Source organism: Ectothiorhodospiraceae bacterium BW-2 (genome assembly GCA_008375315.1).
Taxonomy (GTDB): domain Bacteria; phylum Pseudomonadota; class Gammaproteobacteria; order Thiohalomonadales; family Thiohalomonadaceae; genus BW-2.
In genome coordinates this window covers 2,355,001-2,381,269 of the sequence record CP032507.1, presented here as the reverse complement: position 1 = coordinate 2,381,269, position 26,269 = coordinate 2,355,001, and the positions used below count along the sequence as shown (strand labels likewise).

20 protein-coding genes, 2 rRNA genes and 1 pseudogene (1 of these 23 cut by a window edge) are annotated in these 26,269 nt (G+C 54.0%); 11 read left to right on the top strand and 12 right to left on the bottom strand.

All coding sequences use genetic code 11. The annotated features are described in order from the left end of the window. Position 1: 1 nt before the first annotated feature. From D5085_11540 to D5085_11515, 6 genes are read right to left on the bottom strand one after another with little or no spacing between them, the layout of a single operon-like run. Positions 2-1,621, bottom strand: coding sequence for a PAS domain-containing protein (locus D5085_11540; protein ID QEP43693.1), 1,620 nt, complete (start codon positions 1,619-1,621; stop codon positions 2-4). Further along, entirely contained in the window at positions 1,584-1,829 is a 246-nt protein-coding gene (locus tag D5085_11535) for a hypothetical protein (protein QEP43692.1), read from the bottom strand. Before D5085_11535 ends, D5085_11540 begins: the two co-directional genes overlap by 38 nt. Then, entirely contained in the window at positions 1,829-4,696 is a 2,868-nt protein-coding gene (locus D5085_11530; protein ID QEP43691.1) for a class I adenylate cyclase, read from the bottom strand. The genes D5085_11535 and D5085_11530 overlap by 1 nt, the downstream gene beginning before the upstream one ends. A gap of 15 nt (positions 4,697-4,711) precedes the next feature. Next, the gene (locus D5085_11525) at positions 4,712-6,112 is read right to left on the bottom strand and encodes a transposase (GenBank protein ID QEP43690.1); all 1,401 of its coding nucleotides are present in this window, start codon (positions 6,110-6,112) and stop codon (positions 4,712-4,714) included. After that, a complete protein-coding gene (locus tag D5085_11520) occupies positions 6,109-6,738 on the bottom strand; it encodes an IS607 family transposase (GenBank protein ID QEP43689.1) in 630 nt (209 codons plus the stop codon). The genes D5085_11525 and D5085_11520 overlap by 4 nt, the downstream gene beginning before the upstream one ends. 53 nt (positions 6,739-6,791) lie before the next feature. After that, positions 6,792-7,220, bottom strand: a complete 429-nt coding sequence (locus D5085_11515) for a rhodanese-like domain-containing protein (GenBank protein QEP43688.1) — start codon at positions 7,218-7,220, stop codon at positions 6,792-6,794. Positions 7,221-7,260: 40 nt separating this feature from the next. On the opposite strand from D5085_11515, the gene D5085_11510 reads away from it, so the two are divergent. The 10 genes and pseudogenes from D5085_11510 (at position 7,261) to D5085_11465 (ending at position 17,922) form a co-directional block, all read left to right on the top strand. Continuing rightward, positions 7,261-7,998: a tRNA 2-thiocytidine biosynthesis protein TtcA gene (locus tag D5085_11510; GenBank protein ID QEP43687.1), complete on the top strand. Its 738-nt coding sequence runs from the start codon at positions 7,261-7,263 to the stop codon at positions 7,996-7,998. After that, on the top strand, positions 7,982-8,857 hold the full coding sequence (locus D5085_11505) for a lipid A biosynthesis acyltransferase (GenBank protein QEP43686.1): 876 nt from the start codon (positions 7,982-7,984) through the stop codon (positions 8,855-8,857). Before D5085_11510 ends, D5085_11505 begins: the two co-directional genes overlap by 17 nt. A 24-nt stretch (positions 8,858-8,881) precedes the next feature. Further along, on the top strand, positions 8,882-9,520 hold the full coding sequence (locus D5085_11500; GenBank protein QEP43685.1) for a guanylate kinase: 639 nt from the start codon (positions 8,882-8,884) through the stop codon (positions 9,518-9,520). Positions 9,521-9,732: 212 nt separating this feature from the next. Next, positions 9,733-10,086 (top strand): annotated as a pseudogene (locus tag D5085_11495) (sulfur globule protein CV1). Positions 10,087-10,404: 318 nt separating this feature from the next. After that, positions 10,405-11,409 carry a Fe(3+) ABC transporter substrate-binding protein gene (locus tag D5085_11490; protein QEP43684.1) on the top strand — a complete coding sequence of 335 codons (1,005 nt, stop codon included), beginning with the start codon at positions 10,405-10,407 and terminating at the stop codon, positions 11,407-11,409. Next, positions 11,400-13,100 carry an iron ABC transporter permease gene (locus tag D5085_11485; protein QEP43683.1) on the top strand — a complete coding sequence of 567 codons (1,701 nt, stop codon included), beginning with the start codon at positions 11,400-11,402 and terminating at the stop codon, positions 13,098-13,100. Before D5085_11490 ends, D5085_11485 begins: the two co-directional genes overlap by 10 nt. Further along, on the top strand, positions 13,097-14,140 hold the full coding sequence (locus tag D5085_11480) for an ABC transporter ATP-binding protein (GenBank protein QEP43682.1): 1,044 nt from the start codon (positions 13,097-13,099) through the stop codon (positions 14,138-14,140). The genes D5085_11485 and D5085_11480 overlap by 4 nt, the downstream gene beginning before the upstream one ends. Positions 14,141-14,284: 144 nt before the next feature. After that, a complete protein-coding gene (locus tag D5085_11475; protein ID QEP45143.1) occupies positions 14,285-15,088 on the top strand; it encodes a protein-glutamate O-methyltransferase CheR in 804 nt (267 codons plus the stop codon). 14 nt (positions 15,089-15,102) lie between these two features. Beyond that, a complete protein-coding gene (locus tag D5085_11470) occupies positions 15,103-16,179 on the top strand; it encodes a chemotaxis response regulator protein-glutamate methylesterase (GenBank protein QEP43681.1) in 1,077 nt (358 codons plus the stop codon). A 63-nt stretch (positions 16,180-16,242) separates the two neighbouring features. Continuing rightward, positions 16,243-17,922, top strand: coding sequence for a DEAD/DEAH box helicase (locus D5085_11465; GenBank protein ID QEP43680.1), 1,680 nt, complete (start codon positions 16,243-16,245; stop codon positions 17,920-17,922). Here the strand turns inward: D5085_11465 and D5085_11460 are convergent. Then, positions 17,914-18,780 carry a DUF4124 domain-containing protein gene (locus D5085_11460; GenBank protein ID QEP43679.1) on the bottom strand — a complete coding sequence of 289 codons (867 nt, stop codon included), beginning with the start codon at positions 18,778-18,780 and terminating at the stop codon, positions 17,914-17,916. The genes D5085_11465 and D5085_11460 overlap by 9 nt on opposite strands. Positions 18,781-18,837: 57 nt before the next feature. Here D5085_11460 and D5085_11455 point away from each other — a divergent pair, with 57 nt between their 5' ends. After that, positions 18,838-22,533 (top strand): methionine synthase, encoded by a 3,696-nt coding sequence (locus tag D5085_11455; protein ID QEP43678.1) that lies wholly within the window; start codon positions 18,838-18,840, stop codon positions 22,531-22,533. On the opposite strand, the gene D5085_11450 is transcribed toward D5085_11455, so the two are convergent. The 5 genes from D5085_11450 to D5085_11430 form a co-directional block, all read right to left on the bottom strand. Continuing rightward, a complete protein-coding gene (locus tag D5085_11450) occupies positions 22,524-23,294 on the bottom strand; it encodes a hypothetical protein (protein ID QEP43677.1) in 771 nt (256 codons plus the stop codon). The genes D5085_11455 and D5085_11450 overlap by 10 nt on opposite strands. Then, positions 23,291-24,100: a type III pantothenate kinase gene (locus D5085_11445; protein QEP43676.1), complete on the bottom strand. Its 810-nt coding sequence runs from the start codon at positions 24,098-24,100 to the stop codon at positions 23,291-23,293. Before D5085_11445 ends, D5085_11450 begins: the two co-directional genes overlap by 4 nt. After that, the gene (locus tag D5085_11440) at positions 24,046-24,843 is read right to left on the bottom strand and encodes a biotin--[acetyl-CoA-carboxylase] ligase (GenBank protein QEP43675.1); all 798 of its coding nucleotides are present in this window, start codon (positions 24,841-24,843) and stop codon (positions 24,046-24,048) included. Before D5085_11440 ends, D5085_11445 begins: the two co-directional genes overlap by 55 nt. A 54-nt stretch (positions 24,844-24,897) precedes the next feature. Beyond that, a 5S ribosomal RNA gene (rrf, locus tag D5085_11435) occupies positions 24,898-25,012 on the bottom strand. A 36-nt stretch (positions 25,013-25,048) separates the two neighbouring features. Further along, positions 25,049-26,269: ribosomal RNA gene (locus D5085_11430) — 23S ribosomal RNA — on the bottom strand; it runs 1,684 nt beyond the window's last position.

Here is a 26,269-nt window from a genome sequence, read left to right as displayed (position 1 = left end):
CTTAATCTCTATTAGTTAATATTTCACCACAGAGCACAAACGCACTCTCTCCTCTCTCGGTTCGCTGAAATTTGAGCGAGGCGTGGTTCGCCTCCGCCAGCGTTTTACTGATATAGAGCCCCAAACCAGTCCCTTGGCTCTCGGTGGTAAAGAAGGGCTCAAATAGGTGTTCCTCATCCTCTTTGGCAATCCCCGGCCCACTATCGATGACCATCACACAAAGTCGTTCGTCACGACACGCAAGCTGTAGTTGCAACCTAGGGACGGTCGTCGCGTGGCGCAGGCCATTTTTACACACATTCCATAGCAGCTGATAGAGGTGCCCCTCATCAAACTTTAGCATCGGCAGCCCCTCTGGTAGCGGCAGCATCACTACCTCTTCTGGCTGCAGGTGGTAGGTAGTGCGAAACGACTCTAGGTGCGGCGGTAGCCATTGTAATAGATCGATGGCCGTGCGATTCACCACTCGATCCTTGCGCCCAAGAACTAATATCGACTCGATAATCTGGTTTAAGCGGCGACTGTTACTGTGAATAATCTCGCTCAGTCGCTGATCAGTTGCCCCGAGTCCTTCCGACTCTCTCAATAACTCTCCGGCGTGGCTAATCGCCCCCAACGGGTTACGAATCTCATGAGCTATGCTGGCGGTTAACTGTCCGAGCGCCGCCAGCTTCAACTGCTGCGCCCGCTGGTGGCTCTGCTCAATATCCTCTAGCAGTAGTAAAAGCCCATCGCTGCCTCGACTTCCTAGAGGGCGGCAGTGAATTAAAACCTGCCGCCCCGATGGCAAGGAGGGGATCGGCTCACCGTCGCAACGCTGCGATCTCAGCCACTGTTTAAGTGGCCGCGCGAGTGGAGCCACTAGCTGCGCCAGCGGAACCCCCGTGACTAGAGCCACCCCCAGCAGCTCGCTGGCGGCCTGATTGACCATCCGAATCTGCCCCTTCCCATCAAGCACGACTACCCCGTCACCTAGTTGTGTAATGACAAACTGGGCCAATTCAGCCATATTTTCCAGATCAATCGAGCGCTGTTCAGCCAGCTCCGCACTCTGCTGCGCTCGCCGCGCCATCACCCGAGTTAACTGGGTGGTCGTAAACAACACCACCCCAAACAGTGCCGCATAGGGGTAGTTAATGGTGGTATAACTGGCCAAATAGAGGGTAAAGCTCTGCTCTAACAGCAGTGCAATCGTCCCTAGTGAGGCAAAAAAGAGCCCCATACGACCACTGGTTAACATGCTGTGGTTGGCGATACTAATCACCATTAACATCGCCACCCCACTCCCTACCCCGCCACTGCTATACATTAGCGGCGTAATCATTGCCACATCTATTGCCACCTGAATGCCACACTGCCAGCCAAAACGGGGTCGCCGTAGTAGCAGCGGCGGCGTCGTTAGTAGCAGCAAGAAGAGGTAGATAACGCTAATACGGGTGAAGAGATCGGCATCGCGATCACCGAGCGGCAGCGGCAGCTCATGGATAATCGCCAGCATCAGCAGCAGCATCACCACCGCGATGCGAGCTAGATGGAGCAGTAGCAGCAGTTGCCACCGCTCGCCTTCGATTAGCCGATGGTCACTACGGTGACTGTTGATGCTGTTTTCGATGCTGTTCACAGCAGAAGTGGCTCTTATCGCTGATAATCGCTTCGGTATCGGGAATATGCAGACCACAGTAGTCGCAACGAACCATCGTCCCGATCTGGCGCGGCGATCTGCGCTCTTGCGGTAGCTGCTGCTGTTTCTGCTGCCAACCCCGATAGAGTCGCAATAGCAACCAAATAATTAACCCAATAATAAGTAAACGAATAAAACCGACTCCCATCACGACACCTCCTCAACTGTGGCGAGATCGCCACCACTCAATGCTACCTGCTGCAGCACCTGATTTAACCGCGCCTCAATGCGCGTCTTATACTTTAAAAATAGTGTAGTCTCTATCTTGCTGCTCCCCTCCTCACCAACGACATCAGGTGACATACTAATATCAGTAATATAGACCGGGTAGGCCTGACCACTAGAGCGTTTGGCCAGAATATGGCTAACCACTTCACGAAATAGCCCGTTACCGTGCGCTAGCGAGGAGAACTCCTCACCCTCGCAATAGATGGTAAATTGGGTCTTCTGCCGCTCATCGACATCGACAATCACTTGTAGACTCAAGAAACGCCCCGCTAGCATTAGAGTCGCCGGACTCTGCCGTTTTAGCCCATACTCTCCCAAATTATTGCGTTCAACCTGATAGTACTCGACTCGGCTCGGAACCATTTGGGTTACCCCCTCTTGGCTAAGAAAAGTGATTCGATTAATGACCGCCTCAAAGAAGTGGTTAAATTGGTTAATCAGTGTCGTATCGTCGTAGAGATCGGCCCCCTCTTGGGTAAATAGCACCCCCCGCTCATCTAGCACCCAAATATCGACCTTACGCTGCCGTACTAGATAGAAGAACTGAATGACACCACTGCGGTTAAGCCGAAATAGGTGTGGCAGTGGCTTATCGACCAGCGCATAGTTATCAATGAGGGTATTAATGAAACGGCTACTCCCCTGCCCCATCAAGCTACAGAGCTGGGCGTAGCTCTCAATTCGACGCGCTTTAAGTAGCCTTTCGGCACCAAAGTAGAATAGATACCAGTTTTCGCCAACAGCGAGCAGAAAGCGGTAGCCGAGACTCTCCTCTTCGTCGTAAAAAAAATTGATGAGCACGGTAAACAGCTCAGTCATACGATAGCTGATCGAAGTCCCCTTCGACACTCCCATGGTCATAAACTCCGGCACCAGCGGGCGCTGCCCACCTTGACGCGGATACCACTTTAGGTAGTGGCAGATCGCATCGGCAATGCCACTCTCACCGAGGTGGCGACTGGTTAAAATTTCGCCCCAGCTAGTGCTATAGACAAAGTCGATTCGCTGTAGCAGGCACTCCTTTTTGAAGCCGTAACTTAACGGCTCACTTACCCGCCCTTCTGTTTTATACTTTTGCGGATCGAAACCTTCGCTATCGTCCAGACCGATATTGAGAAAAAACTGGCAGCGCTGCATCACCGCCGCCTGACTATAGTCGCTACCACTATAGCCCATCTCAGCTAAGGGGAACTGGTAACTAAGGCGGTCGATAATCTTCTGCACAACCGACTTATCATTTAAACTACGCTGACTAAAGAGTGAGACCACGGTCGATTTATCGATAATACGGTTAAAGTAGCACCAAGTCAGCACCTCTACCATACTGCGAGCCTGCTTAATGGGGGTACGGCCACGCCGCTCCTCGCTGGTAATGTAGCCATTAAACCCCTGCCAAATCGCTCTCCCTTCCGTGTCATAGACCTCGTGCAGCGAGAGTCTATCGCTATGCAGATCTCGCGCTAGCCCGCGACTGATAATATCTATTTTGCCCGCTTTGCGCTCGTAGGCGGCAAAGAGCTTACGCCCTAAAATAGTCAAATCCTGCTCGCTAATCATCGCCCGAGCCCCAAATTTGTGCACCGATAGGGAGAGAACCCGATAGCTGTTAGAGAGCGCCTCAAACAGATTTTGCCGCTCTCTGCCCACCTGAGAGACCCCCCAGCTATGGCGTCTATCGAGGGTAGCGTAGTCGCTTAACCCCCACCCCCATTTGGCGATCATCTTCTCTAATAGCGCCTTGCGCCAGGGCGATACTCGTTGCCGAGACGCGCCACTTAGCTCGATATTGACTTTAAAGTAGAAGGCTCGGCGCAGCAGCTCCAGCCGCGAGGCGTCCTGTAGCTGCTGTAGGTAGCTCTCCAGATGGTTCACCATCCCGCAGTAGCCATCGAGCAGATCGAGTTCGGTCACCCCCCGATAGATTAACTCTTTAAATTGGTGACTCAGCAGATTGATATCGGGGTAGTTCTGAATATAGCTCTCGATGAGCAGTAGTTTCAGCATCGATTTATAGGGCGAATCGATCGCTTTGGAGAACTGCCACAAGGAGGCACCAAAAAACTCCTCGGCCTGAATGGTGGACATTGAGCCAAAATCGAGCATCTCATCGACAAAGAAAAAGCGGTGCTGATAGTACTCCTCTAACAGCGCCTCATAGTCGCCCTCCCGCTCAGGCGGCACCATCCACCAGGCCGGAAATTTACCGACAATCAGCAGGCCGGTACGGTAGAACTCATCGAGCAGTAGATGGTGCTGTGCAGTGCCACTGCTCTCACTGCTAAGTGAACTCATCTGCCCTTGGCGAAACTTCTGCGCATCGACTAAAAAGAAGTGAACCTCTAGCTGCAGTCGCTCCGCCTCCTGCTCTAACAGCATCGCCTTCTGCTGCAACAGCTCCAGCTCATGCCGTTTTAGATCGGGGCTGTGGCAGAGCCAGAAATCGAAGTCGCTGCCACTGCTTTGGGCGATCGAGCCGACGCTGCCCATCACATAGAGGGCCAAAATCGGCTGTCGGCGTGGTCGGCGACTGACAAAGTTGCGGGAGTAGATCTTTTGCGCCAGCTTCTGTAGCTCCTGTGGGGGGGCGTAGTCCCAAACTCCCCACGGGGTCTCTTCGCCCACAAAGCCTGGTAAATGGGGATCGTTGCTATGCCACAGCAGCGGCAGCAGCTCCAGAAAGGGGCGCTGACTCGGCCGCACCAGCGCGTAGGCACGCTCTAGGCGCTGGCTATTGACTTGGCGAAAGCGGCTAATTAGCCCTTTGTGGCTATTGTCAAGGGTAGTCACTTGATATAGCTGTTCCTAAAAACCTAAGCAAAGTTGCTCATGGCAGTTTTTCGGTAATTCGCTCTCCGTTGATAACACCCGTACGGGCGAGCAACTGGAGTCCTGGTTGAGCAGTCCCAACCGGAGGCGCTCAGTCCGCGCTTGCAAGATCGTCTTCACCTGTCGGTACGGCATGAACCGATCGATGTCAAGATCGGACAACCGTGCCAGCACGTTTCGCGCAGCGTTCTGATCTGCCTGCAACACAACCCCGTCGAAACAGTAAAACCGATCCCCCTGGCGTTTGCCGAGTAGGCATCCGTTGCGGGAATCAATTTGCGATGTGTAGGCAGGATTGACCAGAACGACCGCAGAACCTCTGCGGCTTGAAACACTATCAAGTGCTTCGGCAATGACGCCTTTCGTCCAGCTTGCCAGCCGACGATTGACGTTCTTGCCGAAGGACTTGCCCGACATCGGGGCGGTGAGCTCTTCCGCCGCAATCACGGCGGCTTTATCAACAACCTTATGAACCGACTGAAACACCACATCACGGATGCTTGCATGGGTTTTGTCCATCTGCCGGTTTAGCTTTTTGCGCCCAAGGTTAAAGCGATAAATGTGCTCGCGTTTATGCGGGTTACGGGTCGTGTTGGCGAGCGCTCGCAGTTTTGATCGGCACTGATATTTGGCTTTTAGCTTATCGGATTGTTCGGTCAGTACTTGACCGAGCTCCTGGCCGTGGTGATCGCCGTCTGAATCCACAAGCACTTCGGAGTAGCCTTTATCAATGCCGAGGGTGCGCTTGCCGCAATCCTGTTTGGTTTCGACATTAACGGTGGTGTGAACCTCAATACGGTCATCGTCTTTGATAATGACGCGCAGAGTGCCAGTTGGCGTGATCGTGGTATTGAGCAAAATGGCGATACGCTGACCTTTAACAAGGCCGGGGATCTTGATCCAGACGCACCCACCCAGGAGGAAGGTAGTGTAATTATCTGAACGGACAATAATCTGGTTATGGGTATGGTTATGGCCATGATGCCAGTGCTTACGCATGAGCCGGCGCAGATAAGAATCGCCCGTCCATTCGTTGCGCTTGAGGGCAGTGAACAGGCGTTTTTGCTCGGCTTCGTCCCGGATGTGACGAAAGACAGATTGGCGAACCTTAACCTTGGCCGCTTCCATGCAGGCGGTGATGTTGCCCTTCGCATCGCGTAGGGTCTCTTTCCAAGCGTTGGCGGAAACCGGAAAGGCGCGACCTTCCTTCAGCCAGCCATCGCGAATCTTGCGATCCGAGAGACCCACGCCACCGACCGACCCAAACCTCTGCCAGACCTCGGTACGCACTTGGCCAAGCCGACGCGCCTGCTCGCGCAATGCGGCGACTTTGCCCTTGTTCGGGCGTTTTGCGTTCAAAACTCGCGTGACCTTCATTCGCACACATCCTTTGGTAACTGAATGGGACTATCGGGAAAATCCTCCTTGATCTGCTGCTTGTACTTGCGCATCCGATACAGTCGGCAACTGAAGGTATGCACAATCGCCAGTAAATCCTCAACCATCTCTTGCTCAGGGGAGAGAGACTCCTGGTTCACAACGACTATCTCACAGCCATTTTCTGCTGCGATATGCGCCAACAAATCGAAGCCAAAGCGCATCAACCGATCCTTGTGGGCAATCAGCAGTAGGCGCACTTCCCCACGATGAATCCGATCGACCAGAGCGAGAAAGCGCTTGCGCTTGAAGTTCATCCCGCCGCCGATTTCTTGCACCCACTCATCGACCGCAATCCCTGCGCCCAGACAGTAGGTTTCCATCGCTTTGACCTGGGAGGCAAGATCGTCTTTTTGTCCCGCACTGGAGACTCGGCAATACACCACCACATCTCGCCTCTTAGGCGCCCCGCCCAGCATCAGGCGAACATCGGACTCATCGAAATACCGATGCCCCGATGGCAGGCGCTTGGACTGCAACTTCCCCTCTCTTTCCCAACGCCGCACGGTTTGTACTGACCGCCCAATGCGCTTAGCAAACTCACCTATGCTGTATCTACTGCTCATAACACGTAATTATAGACATATTCGAGTATAAATCAAGCAACTGTTAATTGCTCCTAACACTGCTCCCACGGCAGGCCGGCAAAGCGCCACCCCCCTAGGGTACTACGGTGGTGCTGCTCATCTAGCTCCCCCTCAAACCCCTCTAGGACATTAAAGACCCGCTCTAATCCCGCCTCCAAGAGCTGTTTACCCGCCTCATGCGAACGGTTACCGCTGCGGCAGATAAGATAGATTTCGGTGCGGTTCTCCCCCCCTTGCGCCACTCTCTCTAGCAGCAGTTGGCGCACCTGTTTGACAAAATCGGGGTTAACATCCCAGTCAGGCTCATCAATCCACGGAAGGTGGATCGCCCCCCTAGGGTGGCCCACAAACAGATACTCCATACTGGAGCGAACATCGATTAGCAACGCATAACGGTTGCTCTGCAGCGCCTGCCAACACACTTCAGGTGAAACGCCGCTTGGGTTCGTTTGCCGATTCACTTACAATCATCCTCACCAATTAACCGTAAAATTATAGATCATGTTACCAGTAAAGCCTCCAAAATCCATCATGCGTCAGGTAGGACGCGCCATCGCCGACTACGCAATGATTCGCGATGGTGACCGGCTGCTGCTCGGACTCTCCGGCGGCAAAGACTCGCTATCACTGCTCCATATTCTGGCCCATCTGCGCCGCTACGCTCCGGTTAGGTTCGATTTAGGAGTGGTCACCATCGATCCATCTATCGACGGTTTTGACCCCTCAACCCTCAAACCCTATCTCTCCGAGCTTAACCTCCCCTACTTCTACCAGTCACAAACCATTGCCGCCGACGCCAAAGAGCACGCGAATGAGCCCGGATTCTCCTTCTGCGCTTACTGCGCCCGCATGAAACGGGGGATGATCTACTCTACTGCACGCCAACACGGCTACGGCGTGATTGTATTAGCACAGCATCTGGACGATCTGGCCGAAAGCTTTTTGATGTCAGCCTTTCATCGTGGTCAACTTCGTACCATGATGGCCCACTATACCAACGATCAGGGCGATTTGCGTATTATCCGACCACTCATCTATGTTCGGGAACGCCAAACCGACGCCTTTGCTCGCCAAGCAGAGTTACCTGTCGTCCCCGACAACTGCCCCGCCTGCTTTCGTCAACCGACTGAGCGCCAACATCTCAAACAGCTCCTATTAAGTGAAGAGCAGCACACCCCCACGCTGTTTAAAACCCTGCTCACCACGATGAAACCGCTATTAGATGGCCGTACTCACTAGCGCACTCCTGCGGCTCTATGCCGTTACACCACTACCGTTAGCTCATCTGTTAGGGCTGCTGCTCGGTGTGCTCTTCTATATCGTCCCCAATCATCATCGCCAAATTAGCGCGATTAATCTAGCACTCTGCTTTCCAGAGCTAAGTAAAATGTTACACCAGTGGTACCTACTTCTTACCCTCATTGAGACCGGCAAGACCCTATTTGAGACCCCAATCCTGCTGCTTGCCTCCAAAACTCGCCTACGACGCATGGTCCGTAGTGTTCATCAACAACAGCTAGCAGATCGGGCGATAGCGCAGCAGGGGGTGGTGATGGCGACTTTCCATTTAGGTGCCTGGGAGATGGCCGGCGCGTGGTGCTCACTCCACTACCCGATGGTGACCCTCTACCGCCCCCCTCGTCAACAGCAACTAGAGCAGCTCATTCGTGACAGTCGCGCCCGCTTCGGTGCCCGCCTAGTGACACTCGATAGTCGCGGTATTCGCACCAGCTTACAGGCATTAAAGCAGGGAGAGATGATCGGCATTTTACCCGATCAAGATCCGCGCCAACATGGCAATCTATTTGCTCCCCTGTTCGGCATTGACGCTAACACCATGACCCTCTATGGACGGCTAGTGCAAAAAGGGGGAGCGGCGGCCCTCTTCTGCACCGCTGAGCGGCTCAGTTTTGGGCGCGGCTTTCGGCTCCATTTTAGTCAACCTGCCGATATCTCGGCCACCGAGTCGCTAGCGCAGATTACCGCCGCCCTCAATCGCGAACTAGAGCGGCAGATTAGAACCCAGCCGACCCAATATCAGTGGAGCTATAAACGGTTCCGCACCCGTCCTCCCGACCACCCCCCTCTCTACCCCTAACTTACCCCTCAAGGAGCACTTAGGATGACCACCGGACAACTCTATACCGTATCGGCCCCCTCAGGGGCCGGCAAAACCAGCTTGCTAAAGGCGCTACGGCAACAAGATAGCTACGCGAAACTCTCCATCTCTCACACCACGCGCCTCCCCCGCCCGGGAGAGAGCGATGGCATCGATTACCATTTCATTGATCACACCACTTTTGAGTCGATGGTAGCGCAGGGCCAGTTTCTCGAACACGCCAAGGTATTTGACAACTACTACGGCACCGCCGTCGAATCGGTTAATCGCCTAAGAGCACAACAGGCCGATGTCATTTTAGAGATCGACTGGCAAGGAGCGCGGCAGATAAAACAGCAGCTACCAGAGACGCTAGCCATCTTTATCCTCCCCCCAGGGCGCGACGCCTTAGAGCAGCGGCTGCGCCAGCGCGGACAAGATAGCGAGGCGATCATTGAACGACGGATGGCCGAAGCGCTAAGCGAGAGCAGCCACTACCACGAAGGCGACTATCTAATCATTAACGATAACTTTGATACCGCCCTAACACAGCTACAGGCGATATTTACCGCTAACCGTCTGCGCACCCCCTCTCAACAGCAGCGGCAGCAGTCACTTCTGCGGCAACTGCTCGGCGAACAAGGGGGGGAAGAAAAAATTTAGTATCATTAAATATCAAACTAACTCATTGTTTATTAAAATCAAATTCAATTATGCCGAATCGAATCGATAAATTGATCGAAATCACTATTGCAATTTAAGAAAAATCTAATATACTAATGCTCACTCGGCGGACACAAAGGGCACCTAATAGCGCCTCTACCATGCCGTCAGATTTTGTCACTTAAGTAATTTCCATTTTAGGAGAGAGATATATGAAAATTCGTAATATTATTGCCGCCACAGCCCTATTTACCGTTGCCGCCAGTGCTCAAGCATGGTGGGGAGATGGTTGGAACAACGGTAACGGCTATGGTAATGGCTGGGGCGATGGCTACGGTGATGGCTATGGCGACGGTTACGGTGATATGGATGGTAGCTTCAACTTTGGCATGAGCGGTCGTGGCAGTGGTCGTGGTACCGGTCGCGGCTACAACAGCTATCGCGGTTATGGCTACAACGACTATCGTGGTTACAACGGTTATGCCCCTTATGGCTACGCTCCTTATGGTTATGGCGCTCCTTATGGCTATGGCGCCCCTGCGGCTCCTGCCGGTCATGGCTTCGGCCCTGAAGCGGCTGAAGCACAGATGAAAGCGCAGCAAGAGATGATGGAGAAGCATCGTCAGCAGGCGATGGAGCGGATGGAAGCCCAGCGTAAAGCCTACGAAGATCGTATGCAGCAGTATGGTGCTCCTACAGAGCCTAAAGCACCTGCCGCCCAGTAATCGTCCCCCGATTGCAATCAAGCCTGTCTCGGTTCGCCGAGGCAGGCTTTTTTTTGTGCCCCCCCAAAAAACCGCAATGAAACTGTTGCAAACGCTACTTAATTTCATTTAGAATCGATGTTGCTAATCATTACCATTTAACTAGGAGATTCATCAACTATGCGTTTTCAACCCCTACTCTGGCTGCTGCTACTCACCCTCTCACTACCCGCGACAGCGGTCAATATCTACTCGGCGCGTAAAGAGGCGCTCATTAAACCCCTACTCGATCAATTTACCGCCCAAAGCGGCATCGAAGTCAATCTAGTCACCGGCAAAGCCGATGCTCTGCTGCAACGACTCATTCGCGAAGGGGAGTACTCTCCGGCCGATCTGTTACTGACCACTGATGCAGGTCGACTCTATCGTGCTCAGCAGGCGGGGGTTCTCTCCCCCCTCAGCTCCGCCTCGATTAAGGCGCGAGTAGCGGCCCATTATCGTGATCCCGATGGGTACTGGACGGCGCTCTCGGTGCGTACCCGCCCCTTAATCTACGCAAAAGATCGAGTCAAACCCGAAGAGCTTGAGAGCTATGAGGCCCTCACCGATGAGAAGTGGCGCAACCGCATCTGTATCCGCTCCTCCAATAATATCTACAATCAATCCTTAGCCGCCGCTATGATCGCCCTGCTCGGAGAGACTGAAACCGAAACATGGATGCGCGGCCTAGTCGCTAACTTCGCCCGCAAGCCCCAAGGGGGGGATCGCGATCAGATTAAAGCGGTCGCCACCGGTCAGTGCGATGTCGCTGTGGTTAACGCCTACTATCTAGGGATGATGTTAAATAGTAGCGATAACGATGAGCGGGAGGCAGCCAATCGAGTTGCCCTCTTCTGGCCGAATCAGAGCGATCGGGGAACCCATATCAATGTCTCCGGTATCGGCCTCACCCGTACCGCTAAAAATCGCGATGATGCGCTACAACTGATCGAGTTCTTACTCAGTGATCACGCCCAAAAGTGGTATGCCGAACAGAACCACGAGTACCCTGTCGTCGATAATATCCCCGTCTCTGCCACTTTAAAACAGTGGGGTGAATTTAAGGGCGAGGAGTTACCCCTCCATCTCCTAGGAGAACACAATGCAACAGCGGTCAAGTTAATGGATCGCGCTGGATGGCGCTAACCTCTCCTAATAGCTCCCTGCTAGCCACCCTAAAACGGTGGCCACAGGGGATGGTCTATCTGCTAACGATAGCTCTCGCCGCCCCGATTCTGATCGTGGTGGCGCAGCTTTTTGGTACCAGTAACCACTGGCAGCACCTAGTTGACACTGTATTAGGCGGCTACCTTATTAATAGCGCCATTTTGGTCTTGGGGGTTGCCATAGGCACCCTGCTGCTAGGGGTGCCGACCGCTTGGCTAACCGCCATGTACCACTTCCCCGGTCGGCGCTGGCTTAGCTGGGCGCTGCTGCTACCGCTGGCGATGCCGGCCTATATTATCGCCTACACCTACACCGGACTGCTCGACTACAGCGGCCCGTTACAGAGTATGTTACGCCAGCTATTTGACTGGCACTATGGCGACTACACCTTTCCCGATATTCGCACTCTCGGTGGCGCGATTATCATGCTCTCGCTGGTACTCTACCCCTACGTCTATCTTCTCGCTCGGGCCGCCTTTTTGCAACAGTCATTAACAGCCCTAGAGGCGGCTCAAACCTTAGGGCTTAACCGCCGTCAGAGCTTTTTTCGTATCGCAGTACCGATGGCTAGACCGGCCATTATTGCCGGCATGGCGTTAGCACTTATGGAGACGCTGGCCGACTACGGTACGGTACAATATTTTGGTATCGATACCTTCACCACCGGTATCTACCGCACCTGGTTTGGCCTAGGTGATCTACAGGCAGCTAGCCAGTTAGCCGCCATGCTGCTGCTCTTTGTCATCGTCCTGCTACTGCTAGAGCAGTGGTCACGACGCCACGCCCGCTACCACAATAGCCGCAGTAGCAGCCAACGACCGGTCAAGCTGATGATCCTCTCGCGCTCACGGCAGTGGCTACTCTTTGCACTCTGCCTGATGCCGCTACTGCTAGGGTTTATGATCCCGGCCATTCAGCTCGGACTCTGGTCGGTAGAGAGCTACCACCGCGTGGTCGATGAGCAGTTTTGGGCGTTAGTGGCCAATACGCTAAAGCTAGCCCTCATTACCGCGCTACTAGCTGTGGTAATCGCGCTCTCTATTCAACTACTACGCCGGTTTCAACCTAGCAAGGGGCTATCTACAGCGGCCAAAGTGGTCAGCTTCGGCTACGCCGTTCCCGGCGCTATTATCGCTGTCGCGGTACTAACCCCGTTAGGGTGGCTCGATCAGCAGCTAAATCGGCTAGGCACGGCTCTGTTCGATATCACTCCAGGACTACTGCTCAGTGGCACCCTATTTGCTCTCATCTTCGGTTATCTGATCCGCTTTTTGGCCGTAGCGATCAATAGTGTCGAGAGCGGTATGGGCAAGATCGACCCGCATATCGATGATGCCGCACGCACCCTCGGCTACCCCCCCCGTACAATGTGGTACCGGCTCCATCTGCCGCTACTACGAGGCAGCCTGCTCACGGCCCTACTGCTAGTCTTTGTCGATGTGATGAAGGAGCTACCGGCCACACTGGTGCTGCGCCCGTTCAACTTTAATACCCTTGCCGTAAGAACTTTTGAACTAGCCGCCGATGAACGGCTAGCCGATTCAGCCCCTTCGGCACTCATGATTGTTGCCGCCGGCCTCATTCCGGTGGTCTTACTTAGTGTCGCGATTAGCCGCAGTCGCAGTACGGCCACTCAACCCATCACCACCACAGGAGAAGAGAGTCGATGAGCAGCGCATTAAATCTAACCGATGTCACGGTCTGTTATGGTAGCCAGACTGTTGTACGCCAACTCTCACTCACGCTGCCACAAGGGGCGATTGGGGCTCTGTTAGGGGCTAGCGGCTGTGGTAAAACCACCCTGCTTCGCGCCATCGCCGGCTTTGAACCGCTCACCGAGGGGAGCATCACCATCGATAACCAGGCTGTCGATACGCTGCCAACCGAGGCGCGTCATATCGGCATGGTATTTCAAGATCACGCCCTCTTCCCCCACCTGTCGGTTCGAGCCAATATCGCCTTCGGTCTGCGCCACGCCTCCAGAGCACAACAGCAACAACGGATCGATGAGCTACTACAGCTAGTCGGCTTAGACCACATTCGGCACGAATATCCGCACCAGCTCTCAGGTGGACAGCAGCAGCGAGTTGCACTCGCTCGGGCGCTCGCTCCTCGACCTAAACTGCTGCTACTAGATGAACCGTTCTCCAATCTTGATGTCGAACTACGCGCTAAACTAGCGCTAGAGCTAGGGGATATTATCCGCCAAGAGCAGATGAGCGCTCTGATGGTCACCCACGATCAAAACGAGGCCTTTGCGATGGCCGATCTGATCGGAGTTATGCATCAAGGGCAGCTAGAGCAGTGGGATCGCGGCTATCTTCTCTACCATCAACCAGCGAGCCGCTATGTCGCCGACTTTATCGGTGAGGGGGTCTGTATTCCTGCTCGCATGATCGCCCCCTCGCTAGTAGAGACCCTCCTAGGCACCCTAGCGATTAACGGCAACTACCCACTTGACCACAAACTTGAGGTACTCATTCGCCCCGATGATATTATTGCCGATGATGACGGCCCCCTAGAGGTTACGGTCAAACGGCGCCACTTTCGCGGTGCCAGCTACCTCTACGAGTTAGAGAGCAGTGACCACACCCCCCTGTTAGGGCTCTTCGCTAGCCACACCAGTTTCCCACCGGGGCAGCGGCTGCGAGTGCGTGCCGACGATTCGCTCTATCCGGTCTGCACCCTAGCGGAGGCCTCGTATCAATAACCTCAGAAGCCTCAAACAGCGGTCGCAAGGATAGCGCCGCGAGCTAGGCGATGTAATCGATTAATGCACTTTACCCCGTCTCGGTATATAATCCCCCCTTTCTGACTACTCGGTAACGCGCCTCCAACCTTTGTGGATAAATTTATTAACATTCGTCCTATTAGTGACGAAGAGTTTAACCGTGTACGCAAGCTGATCTTCGACAGTGCCGGTATCTCCCTCTGCCCTAGCAAAAAGATGATGGTCTCTAGTCGGCTGCAAAAGCGGCTAGCACACTACGGTATGTCGCGCTTTAGTGACTATATCAACCTAATTAACCAGCCATCTAATACCGCAGAGAAGCAGCGATTTATTGATCTATTAACGACAAATGAGACCTACTTTTTTCGCGAACCGGCCCATTTTGACTTTCTGCGGCAGATGATTCTCCCCCACTATAGCGGTCGCCCGATGCGGCTGTGGAGTGCCGCCTGCTCCTCAGGAGAGGAGGTCTATTCGCTTGCGATGGAGATGGCCGACAGTCCGGTTAAAGATTGGTATATCATGGGATCCGATATTAGTGAGCGAGTGCTTGAGATGGCCCGTAACGGCCACTATCCGATGGAGCGCAATGGCGGTATTAGCGCCGATAGGCTACGCCGCTACTGCCTTAAGGGGGTGCGGCAACACCTAGGCACCTTTATGATTGCCGATCCGCTGCATCAACGGTGTGACTTCAAACAGCTCAACTTAATCACCCCGCTACGCAATCTTGGCCACTTTGATGTGATCTTTTTACGCAATGTACTTATCTACTTTGAACAGGAGACCAAACGACGGGTGCTTGACAATGTACTCACCCATCTTAACCACGGGGGGTATCTCTTTATCAGCCATACCGAAAATTTGCGTGGCTTAGAGGGCGGCAAACTAGAGACGATTAAATCGTCTATCTTCCGCCGTCTATAACTTAAATATAGTCTATGATTAAAGTTCTCATTGTTGACGACTCAGCAGTAGTACGGCAGGTACTGACCGAACAGCTACAAAAATCGCCCGGTATCCATCTCATCGGCTCTGCCCGTGATCCCATCTTTGCCATGAAGGCGATGGAGCGCGAGTGGCCCGATGTGATTGTGCTCGATATCGAAATGCCCCGCATGGATGGCATCACCTTTCTAAAAAAGATTATGGCAGAGCACCCAACTCCGGTCGTGATCTGCTCTACCCTCACCGAACGAGGTGCCAAGGTGACCATGGAAGCGATGGCTAGCGGTGCGGTGGAGATCATTACCAAACCGAAGGCGGGACTACGCGGTTTTCTGGAGGAGTCGGGCCATACCGTTGTCAATGCGGTCAAAAACGCCTCCCGCGCCGCAGTGGGCAAGATGCGCTTTAGCCCCCCCTCGGCCACCGCGCAGCCGCTGTTGGTAACCGCCAAGCTGTCGGCCGACGCAGTCATACAACCTGCGACCAGACCGATGCATGAGACCACCGACAGAGTCATCGCCATCGGTACCAGCACCGGAGGAACTCAGGCGTTAGAGCAGCTACTAACTCAACTCCCCCGCACCGTCCCCGGTATTGTGATCGTACAACATATGCCAGAACACTTTACCTCCGCCTTTGCCGCTCGGCTCGACAGTGTGTGTCAAATACAGGTCAAAGAGGCCGTCAGTGGTGATAGAGTCATGCCAGGGCTAGCGCTCGTCGCCAATGGCGGTAAACACATGCTGCTGCGTCGCAGTGGTGCTCAATATCGGGTCGAGGTAAAAGATGGCCCACTAGTCAGTCGCCACCGCCCCTCTGTCGATGTGCTATTTCGCTCGGTTGCTAACTCAGCCGGTAAAAATGCCATCGGTATTATTATGACCGGCATGGGAGATGATGGTGCCCGCGGCATGAAAGAGATGCATGATGCCGGCGCCTATACCGTTGCTCAAGATGAGGCGAGCTGTGTGGTGTATGGCATGCCTAAAGAGGCGGTCAAACTCGGTGGAGTCGATATCCAGCTACCGCTAAATCGGCTACCAGAGCTGATTATCAAGGGGCACGCCTGATTAAAGACACTACGATCTTGCCCATTTTTTATCTACCCCTAAATTAATTCGAGATTCAACTCTATGCAAAACACTCAGCCCACATTTAGCGACCTAGGCCTTAGCGAGGCGGTACTACAGTCGCTACAACAGATAGGCTACGAATCCCCCTCTCCGATTCAGGCAGCCATTATTCCCCATCTACTAGCAGGACGCGATGTCATCGGCGTTGCCCAGACCGGTACTGGCAAAACCGCCGCCTTTGCCCTCCCCCTCCTCAGCCAGCTTAGTGGCCACAGTCAGCAGCCACAGCTACTGATTTTGACCCCCACCCGCGAACTGGCGCTACAGGTAGCCGAAGCGTGTCAGCGCTACGCCTCTGCCCGTCAAGATATCCATATTGCCGCTATCTATGGCGGAGAGGAGTACCGAGTACAGCTACGGCAGCTTAAACGGGGAGTCGATATTGTCGTCGGCACACCGGGGCGCATTTTAGATCACCTGCGTCGTGGCTCACTTAAGTTAGATCAACTCGCCCATCTAGTCCTAGATGAGGCCGATGAGATGTTACGCATGGGCTTTATCGATGATGTTGAGACTATCTTAGAGCAGACACCGACTGAGAGACAGATCGCCCTCTTCTCAGCCACCATGCCGGCTCCGATCGGTCGCATCGCCGCCCGCTATCTGCGTCAGCCGGAAGAGATTACGATTAAGAGCCAGACTCGTACCGCCACCACCATCACCCAAAAATATCGCGTGGTAGCCGCTCACCATAAGACTGAAGTGCTGACCCGCATTCTCGAAGGGCGGGAGTATGAGGGGGTTATTATCTTCGTTCGTACCAAAAATAGCACCACAGAGCTAAACGAAAAGCTGCTAGCGAGAGGCTACAGCGCTTCGGCGCTAAATGGCGATATGGATCAGAGCATTCGTCAACGAACTGTAGATCAGTTCAAGAAAGGGAAGATCGATATCCTAGTAGCTACCGATGTCGCCGCCCGAGGTCTTGATGTCGAACGGGTCACGCTGGTGGTCAATTACGATATCCCCTACGATGCCGAATCGTATGTCCACCGTATCGGCCGTACCGGTCGTGCCGGTCGTGAGGGGGAGGCGATTCTGTTTGTCACCCCACGGGAAAAGAGGATGCTGCGCACGATTGAGCGCTCTACGCGTCAGCCGATTGAGTTAATGGAGCTACCTAGTGCGGCAGAGATTAACCGTCTGCGACTCGATCGCTTTACCCAGACCCTGCTCGCGGCGATGGAGGATCCCAGACTAGAGCGCTATCGCGGTATCGTGCATCAATTAGAGGCCGAGTACGATATCGCCTTTGACGATATGGCCGCCGTACTAGCGATGCTACAGCAGGGCGACGCGCTACTCTCGGTCAAAGAGCTCCCCGCAAGCGATTTTGGTGAGGCGAACGAACGGCGCGGGGGTGAGCACGCTAGCGCTCCCCCTCAGGGCGACAGAGGCAAAAAAGGGCGCGACAGTAAGCGTCAAAAGCGCCACTCAGGCACTCTTGCCAATAAGCTCTACCGCCTTGAGATCGGTAGTCAGGATCAGGTCAAACCGGGCAACATCGTTGGCGCCATTGCCAATGTTGCCGGTCTAGAGAGTCGCCATATCGGCAATATCGAAATCTATAGTGATCACAGCACCGTCGAACTCCCCGACGGTATGCCGGAGGAGATCTTTGGCGATCTCTACAATTGCCGCATCTGTGGCAAGCCGATGAAGCTTAAACCCCTATCGTAGCGACCACTGCTCAAACTCCAACGGATGGACTAGCCGCACGACCGGTTCACCCGAGGCGCGATGAACCCAGCCGCGAACAACCACCTCTTGCCCCAGCAGGGCCGGTAACGCCAGCCCTGCTGCGCTAAAGGCGGGCAGAGAGTCCTTGCGAATCATCACCTTAACTCCCCCTGTGAGCGCCACCACCCACAGATGCTCTTTTTCGGTCACCCCAGTCACCTCGCCTCTCATACGGCGAAAGGTATTTTGATAGTCCGCTCTATCCGCAGCGGCCACAATTTGGTACTGCGGTAGCTGCCAAATGCCGCGTCCTGCCTGCCGTGCCTCCTGTTCGGCCTGATGATAGCTCTCTAATCGAGTCAGATTAGGCGGTTTTATCGATAGATGAACCAGCCCCTGCCGCAGTAACTGCTCGTTAACGCTATCTCTATCCTGAAAGAGCAGATGGGCTAACAGCCGCTTATAGCGATCCTGTCGCTCAACCCCCCACTGAAGGTAGATCGATTTGCCCTCCACTAGCTGTTTAAGGTAGCGCTTCGCCGCCTTCCCCCCCGTCTGCCCCGGCCTACCGCGATGGGCAATTTCGGGCGCGTTAATGCCGATCAGCCGTACCCGGCGACCATCGGTTAGGGTCACCGTATCGCCATCATGTACCGATTTAACCCGATAGAGGGCCGGCTCGACACCTAGCTGGCGCTTTTTAACCTCCGCCGCTGTCGCTGGAGGGCGATCACCAAACGAAGTCACCTCCCCCTCACCACGCCACTGATAGACCGTCACCGCAGCGACCGATAGCGACAGAGCCCCCCCTAATAGTAGGCTCGCTAACTTCAAAGACGATTTTACTACCCGAGCCATGTTAAACTACCCCTCAAATTTTCAATCACACTTTGTCATAACGGAAACCTCTGCACTATGCTTCTCCCCTCCTACACCGGCAGCCGTAGCGCTGCCCTACTTAACGCTCTGCAACAGCGCATTATCATTCTCGATGGCGGCATGGGTACCATGATTCAGCGACAGAAGCTGACCGAAGCCGCCTATCGCGGCACCGAGTTTGCTAACTGGCAAAGCGATCTAAAAGGCAATAACGATCTGCTCAACCTAACTCAGCCCGATCTGATTCGCACCATCCATAGCGACTACCTGCAAGCGGGTGCCGATATTATCGAAACTAACACCTTTAATGCTACCGCTATCTCAATGGAAGATTACGGTATGCAGCAGTTAGTCTATCGTCTCAATCGCGCCGGCGCGGAACTAGCGAGAGAGGCTGCCGATACCATGACGGCGCAAACGGCCGCAAAACCCCGTTTTGTCGCCGGTGTTCTTGGCCCGACCAGTAAAACCTGCTCTATCTCTCCCGATGTTAATAACCCCGGCTTTCGCAATATCAACTTTAGCCAACTGGTCGATACCTATCACGAAGCGCTACACGGCCTGATTGAGGGGGGAGTGGATATCGTCCTAGTCGAAACGATCTTCGATACTCTCAATGCCAAAGCAGCACTCTTTGCCATTCGAGACTACTTTGAGCGGCACCAAATTGAGCTGCCGATTATTATCTCCGGCACCATTACCGATGCCTCCGGAAGAACCCTCTCCGGTCAAACCGTTGAGGCGTTCTGGAACTCGCTGCGCCACGCGACCCCCCTAAGTTTTGGCTTTAACTGTGCCCTCGGTGCCGATGAGCTGCGTCAGTATGTTGAAGAGATTGCGCGCGAAGTCGATTGTCGGGTCAATGTCCACCCCAACGCCGGCTTACCCAACGCCTTTGGTGACTATGATGAGACACCCGAATCGATGGCCACTAAAATAGCCGAGTGGGCCGAGCGGGGCTTTTTAAATATTATCGGCGGCTGCTGTGGCACCACACCGGCACATATTCAGGCGATCGCCGAGGCGGTTGCCCCCTTCTCACCGCGACAGCTACCAACGCTAGAGCCTAAGTGTCGTCTAGCCGGATTGGAGGCCTTTAACATCGATAAAAAGTCACTATTTGTGAATGTCGGTGAGCGAGCCAATGTCACCGGCTCGGCCAAGTTCAAGCGACTCATTCTCAATGGCGACTACGATGAGGCGCTCTCGGTCTGTCGGGAACAGGTCGAAAATGGTGCTCAAATTATCGACATCAATATGGATGAGGCGATGCTCGATGGCAAAGAGGCGATGGTCACCTTTCTTAACCTTATCGCCGCTGAACCCGATATCTCCCGCGTACCAGTGATGCTCGACTCCTCAAAGTGGGAGATTATCGAAGCCGGCCTACAGTGCTGTCAGGGCAAGGCGATTGTAAACTCTATCTCCCTCAAAGAGGGGGAGGAGAAGTTTCTACAGCAGGCGAAGCGGCTACAGCGCTATGGGGCCGCTGTGGTTATTATGGCCTTTGATGAGAGCGGCCAGGCCGACAGCTATCAGCGCAAAATCGATATCTGCCAGCGTAGCTATCGACTCTTAACCGAGACGATTCACTTCGATCCGGCCGATATTATCTTTGATCCTAATATCTTCGCCGTTGCGACCGGAATTGAGGAGCACAATAACTACGCAGTCGATTTTATCGAAGCCACTCGTTGGATTAAACAGCACCTACCCTACACCCATATCTCCGGTGGGGTTTCCAATGTCTCGTTCTCATTTCGGGGCAATCATCCGGTGCGAGAGGCTATCCACTCCGTCTTTCTCTACCACGCCATTAAAGCCGGACTCACGATGGGAATTGTCAACGCCGGCCAACTAGCGCTCTACGACGAGCTGACAGAAGAGCTGCGTGAACGGGTTGAAGATGTCATTCTCAATCGACGCCAAGATAGCACCGACAGGCTACTAGAAATTGCCGAAAACTACCGTGATAGCGCTCAACCGAGCGATAAGAGTGAGAGTGATAGCTGGCGTGAGTTACCGATAGAGCAGCGGCTAGAGCACTCGCTCATTAAAGGCATTGATCGTTATGTCGAAGAGGATACTGAAGAGGCTCGGCAACAGCTACAAGATCCGATTAGGGTTATTGAGGGGCCGTTAATGGCAGGCATGAATAGCGTTGGCGATCTCTTTGGTGCCGGTAAGATGTTTCTGCCCCAAGTGGTCAAGTCGGCTCGGGTGATGAAAAAGGCGGTCGCCTATCTTATCCCCTATATCGAAGCGGGAGAGCAGGCGGGAGTCAGTAGTTCTAACGGCAAAATTCTACTAGCGACAGTCAAGGGAGATGTACACGATATCGGCAAAAATATCGTCGCGGTGGTACTACAGTGCAACAACTTTGAGGTGATTGATCTCGGTGTCATGGTGCCGATGGGTAAAATTCTGGAGGCGGCACTGGAGCATCAGGTCGATATTATCGGCCTATCGGGACTCATCACCCCATCGCTAGAGGAGATGGAGCAGATCGCTAAAGAGATGGCGCGGCTTAAACTCACTACCCCTTTAATGATTGGCGGTGCCACCACCTCGAAGGCCCATACTGCGGTTAAGATCGCCCCCCACTCCGACTCCCCCATTGTGTGGGTTAAAGACGCCTCCCGCGCCGTCGGGGTGGCACAAAATCTGATTAGTAAGGGGGGACGCGAACCCTTTTTAGCGCAGTTAGCTCTCGACTATGAGCAGGTGCGCACCGCCCATCAGCAGCGCCATGGCCAGACGGCTCTTATCGATCTCGCCACGGCTCGTGCTAATCGGGTCACTATCGATTGGTCTAACTACACCCCACCGCCCCCCCGCCGCCTCGGCCTGACGCTGTTCGATAGTATCGACTTAAACCAACTGCGCCCCTATATCGATTGGACTTTCTTCTTCCACGCTTGGGAGCTTAAGGGGCGCTATCCACAAATTCTTGAAGATAGGGAGAAGGGGGAGGAGGCGAGAAAACTATTTGCCGATGCCGAAGCGATGCTCACCGAGCTGATTGAGCATCACTGGCTCCAAGCGAAAGCGATTGTGGGCCTCTTTCCAGCTAATAGCGATGGCGATGATGTCATTATGCGCCGACTACCCCATGGAGAGCAGCGGTTCTGTTTTTTACGCCAACAGAAACCGCAACCTAAAGGGCACCCTAACTACTGTCTAGCCGACTATATCGCTCCGACGGCAAGTGGTGTGAGCGACTATTTAGGAATGTTTGCCTGCACCGCCGGAATTGGCATTGATGACCATGTCGCCCGCTTTGAGGCCGAACACGACGACTATCGTGCCATTATGCTCAAAGCGCTGGCAGATCGTCTCGCCGAAGCGCTCGCTGAGTGGCTCCATCAACAGGTACGCACCGATCTATGGGGCTACGCCGCTAACGAAAAGCTCACCAATGAGCAGTTAATTGCGGAGAAGTATCAAGGCATTCGTCCCGCGATGGGTTACCCCGCCAGCCCCGATCATAGTGAAAAAGATCCACTGTGGCAGCAGTTAGATGCCGAACAGCAAACCGGCATCTGGCTCACAGAATCCAAGGCAATGGTACCGACTGCTGCGGTAAGCGGCCTCTACTTCAGCCACCCCGACGCCCGCTATTTTGCGATAGGCAAACTAGGTCGAGATCAAGTTAAAGAGTACGCCCAGCGCAAACAGATGGCACTAGAGGAGGTAGAGAGGTGGCTTAGCCCCAACCTAGGTTACTCATGACACCGCTGCCTCTCTACCACCTGCCACGCTAACTCAGTCACCGAGGCGGGTAGCTCACTTAGCGATCGCTCTGTAAGCAGATAGAGCGCGATTCGATCTAACTGCCGTTTCTGGACAACTACCTCCGCCTGCTCCCGTTTCGAGAGCAGGCGATTAACCTGCTGCAACCGCCGCTCTGCACTGCTACGCTGTGAAAAGAGCCCCAACGAGACGGCGCCACGGTGCTCGCCGACAAAGATCTGCGCCACATCGACCACCCCCTGCGACTTTAACACAGTCACTAGCCGAGGTGCCGATTGTGACAGACGCTGCTGCGGTATCATCACCCAGTAGCGCTCCACCTGCTGCGGCACCTGTTGCTGGCTCACCTCGCCAAGTGGCTCTAACTGGTGACTCCAGCGCTCAACCTCTGTGACGGTCAATAACTGCTGCGCTTGCAGACAGTAGCGCGGGGGCTGAGGGACAACACTCATCTCATCGGGCAGTCGTGTCTGCCACAACGATTCTAGTTTCACGCGACTCGCCTGCCACTCAAAGAGCACCATCGGTATCGGGGCCGGAGGGCTCTTAGCTGGTGCCGATTTTTTGCGTTGCTGCAACTGTGCCGCTGATAACTCACTCAATAGCTGAATCTGATCTGGAACAGGTGTCGCTATCACCGAAAGCGAGAGAGCCGCCCTCTCAGCAGAGAGCCTCTCCCCGAGTAGCAGTAGCGCCACCGCCAGATTCATGAGCCCTAACAGCAGTAGCAGTCTTTTCACACTCTTCCTAACCGCTGTAGTCGCTGCATACCCGACAAGATCAGATCGGGCCGTAACTGAAAAGGGTGCTTAAACTGCTGCGCCATAATCTGCCCATCACCACCGGTCACAACTAGTTTCGGTAACTGCTGCTCAAGCTGCTGTAGGTAGTTGATCGCATACGCTACCGTCTCACCTACCGCCACCATTGAGCCGTGCAGTAACGCCTGTTGAGTATTCGTGCCGGGAGTTTTCGCTGCCACGATCGGTTGCACTCCACCATCGAGCCTTACCGCAGCGGTATGCGCTCGAAAAAGCTCTGAGATCATGGCCACGCCTGGCAAGATATACCCCCCCAAATAGCGCTGTTTTGAGGTCACCAGCTCCACCGTCACCGATGTCCCGCAATCGACAACCACTATCGCGTGGGCGCTAGCAGAGACTGCGGCGATAGCTAAAGCTCGATCCACACCCAACTGAGTGAGATCATAATCAGAATCGACCAGCCCTGCAATCGCATCAGCAGCGATAAAAGTAGGCACTATCCCTTTTAACCAAGGAGAGAGCGCCTCCCAAAGGGGATCTAGTCGCTCCCGCTCAACGACAGCGGCGACCACCACCTGCTGCAAGCTAATCCGCTTAGACCACTTAACCAGAGGGGAATCGCATCGCATCTGATAGAGCCACACACCACTATCGAGCTGCTGCTCTTCAGCCACCAACCACCACTTTAAGCGGCTGTTACCAGCATCACAGTAGAGTGTGGCGACCCTCAACACAATACCACCGAGCCGGAGCAGAGAGCGACCACTCCCTCTTGAGTAGATAGCAACAGGTGACCACGGCTATCGATACCCGCCCCCGTTCCATAAAAAACTCTCTCTCCCTGCTGAACCTGCAGAGGCTGCTGCCACAAAGCATCCAGGGTTGGCCACAACTGCAACAGCTCAACGGCGTATTGAGTATCAAACTGGCAAAAAAGTCTATCCATCCCCTGTAGTAACTGAGCTAACCAGACCGGTTGTGCCCCCGCTTCTAGCGACAGATAGCTGTAGCTACTCTCAAGCGGCTCCAAACCTTCACCACTAAAGTTAACACCTAAACCGATAACCATACTAATGTGCTGACCGGTAAAACGCTGCTCGGTCAATACTCCCCCCACTTTCGCCCCCTCTAACCAGAGATCGTTAGGCCATTTTAACTGTAAACGGTGCTTAATCGGCTCTGGCATAGGGCTATTTTGTAGCGTGGTTATCAGTAGCACTCCAGTTAACAGGCTTGCCTGAGAGAGATTAGGGTGATTCATCTCAGCACCAAAACCGATAGATAGATAGAGATTCCCCGTCTCAGGCGAGAGCCACTGGCGCCGATACTGTCCCCTACCGGCCGTCTGCCGACGAGCAAAGAGTAACTGTACTCTATCCGACTGAAGGGGAGAGCGTTGCAATAGATAGGAGTTGGTTGAATCGATCTGATCAAATATCTCAATGGAGTAGCGACGAGATAAGCAGCAATAGCTTCGTAGTAACGCGCAAAAAATGCGGTTCTGCAATTCAAACAAGGTTGGCACTCTCCAAACGAAGAAAGCCTCTGCTAGGCTATAGCAGAGGCTTTAGGAATAAGTTCCTGGCGGTGACCTACTTTCACATAGCATCTGCCACACTATCATCGGCGCTGAGCAGTTTCACTTCTGAGTTCGGGATGGGGTCAGGTGGTTCCCACTCGCTATTGCCACCAGGAAAAACAGGTACAGGCAAGCATGTTAATAATCGGCTAAACCCTTTGGGGTTATATGGCCAAGCCTCACGGGCAATTAGTATCGGTTAGCTTCACACATTACTGCGCTTCCACACCCGACCTATCAACGTCGTAGTCTCCAACGACCCTTTAGGGAGCTCAAGGCTCCAGTGAGAACTCGTCTTGAGGGAGGCTTCCCGCTTAGATGCTTTCAGCGGTTATCCCGTCCGAACATAGCTACCCGGCAGTGCCACTGGCGTGACAACCGGAACACCAGAGGTTCGTCCACTCCGGTCCTCTCGTACTAGGAGCAGCTCCTCTCAATTCTCAAACGCCCACGGCAGATAGGGACCGAACTGTCTCACGACGTTCTGAACCCAGCTCGCGTACCACTTTAAATGGCGAACAGCCATACCCTTGGGACCGACTACAGCCCCAGGATGTGATGAGCCGACATCGAGGTGCCAAACACCGCCGTCGATATGAACTCTTGGGCGGTATCAGCCTGTTATCCCCGGAGTACCTTTTATCCGTTGAGCGATGGCCCTTCCATTCAGAACCACCGGATCACTAAGACCTACTTTCGTACCTGTTCGACTTGTCTGTCTCACAGTCAAGCACCCTTGTGCCTTTACACTAACCGCATGATGTCCGACCATGCTTAGGGTACCTTCGTGCTCCTCCGTTACTCTTTGGGAGGAGACCGCCCCAGTCAAACTACCCACCATACACTGTCCCTGAACCGGTTTACGGCCCGAGGTTAGAACTCCAAACATGCCAGGGTGGTATTTCAAGGGCGGCTCGGCTAAAACTGGCGTTTTAGTTTCATTGCCTCCCACCTATCCTACACAAGCAGGTTCAAAATTCAGTGCAAAGCTGTAGTAAAGGTTCACGGGGTCTTTCCGTCTAGCCGCGGGTACGCTGCATCTTAACAGCGATTTCAATTTCACTGAGTCTCGGGTGGAGACAGTGTGGCCATCGTTACGCCATTCGTGCAGGTCGGAACTTACCCGACAAGGAATTTCGCTACCTTAGGACCGTTATAGTTACGGCCGCCGTTTACCGGGGCTTCGATCAAGAGCTTCGCTTGCGCTAACCCCATCAATTAACCTTCCGGCACCGGGCAGGCGTCACACCCTATACTTCATCTTTCGATTTTGCAGAGTGCTATGTTTTTGATAAACAGTCGCAGCCACCTGGTTATTGCAACCTGTTTCAGCTCTACTTGCTAGAAGCTTCACTTAATGCAGGCACACCTT

Bases quoted from the DNA above. Each gene is read 5' to 3' on its own strand.
- D5085_11520 (QEP43689.1), bottom strand. From the start codon at position 6,738: ATGAGCAGTAGATACAGCATAGGTGAGTTTGCTAAGCGCATTGGGCGG.
- D5085_11485 (QEP43683.1), top strand. From the start codon at position 11,400: ATGGCGCTAACCTCTCCTAATAGCTCCCTGCTAGCCACCCTAAAACGG.
- D5085_11500 (QEP43685.1), top strand. From the start codon at position 8,882: ATGACCACCGGACAACTCTATACCGTATCGGCCCCCTCAGGGGCCGGC.
- D5085_11480 (QEP43682.1), top strand. From the start codon at position 13,097: ATGAGCAGCGCATTAAATCTAACCGATGTCACGGTCTGTTATGGTAGC.
- D5085_11510 (QEP43687.1), top strand. From the start codon at position 7,261: ATGTTACCAGTAAAGCCTCCAAAATCCATCATGCGTCAGGTAGGACGC.
- D5085_11460 (QEP43679.1), bottom strand. From the start codon at position 18,780: ATGGCTCGGGTAGTAAAATCGTCTTTGAAGTTAGCGAGCCTACTATTA.
- D5085_11535 (QEP43692.1), bottom strand. From the start codon at position 1,829: ATGGGAGTCGGTTTTATTCGTTTACTTATTATTGGGTTAATTATTTGG.
- D5085_11505 (QEP43686.1), top strand. From the start codon at position 7,982: ATGGCCGTACTCACTAGCGCACTCCTGCGGCTCTATGCCGTTACACCA.
- D5085_11490 (QEP43684.1), top strand. From the start codon at position 10,405: ATGCGTTTTCAACCCCTACTCTGGCTGCTGCTACTCACCCTCTCACTA.
- D5085_11455 (QEP43678.1), top strand. From the start codon at position 18,838: ATGCTTCTCCCCTCCTACACCGGCAGCCGTAGCGCTGCCCTACTTAAC.
- D5085_11470 (QEP43681.1), top strand. From the start codon at position 15,103: ATGATTAAAGTTCTCATTGTTGACGACTCAGCAGTAGTACGGCAGGTA.
- D5085_11465 (QEP43680.1), top strand. From the start codon at position 16,243: ATGCAAAACACTCAGCCCACATTTAGCGACCTAGGCCTTAGCGAGGCG.
- D5085_11525 (QEP43690.1), bottom strand. From the start codon at position 6,112: ATGAAGGTCACGCGAGTTTTGAACGCAAAACGCCCGAACAAGGGCAAA.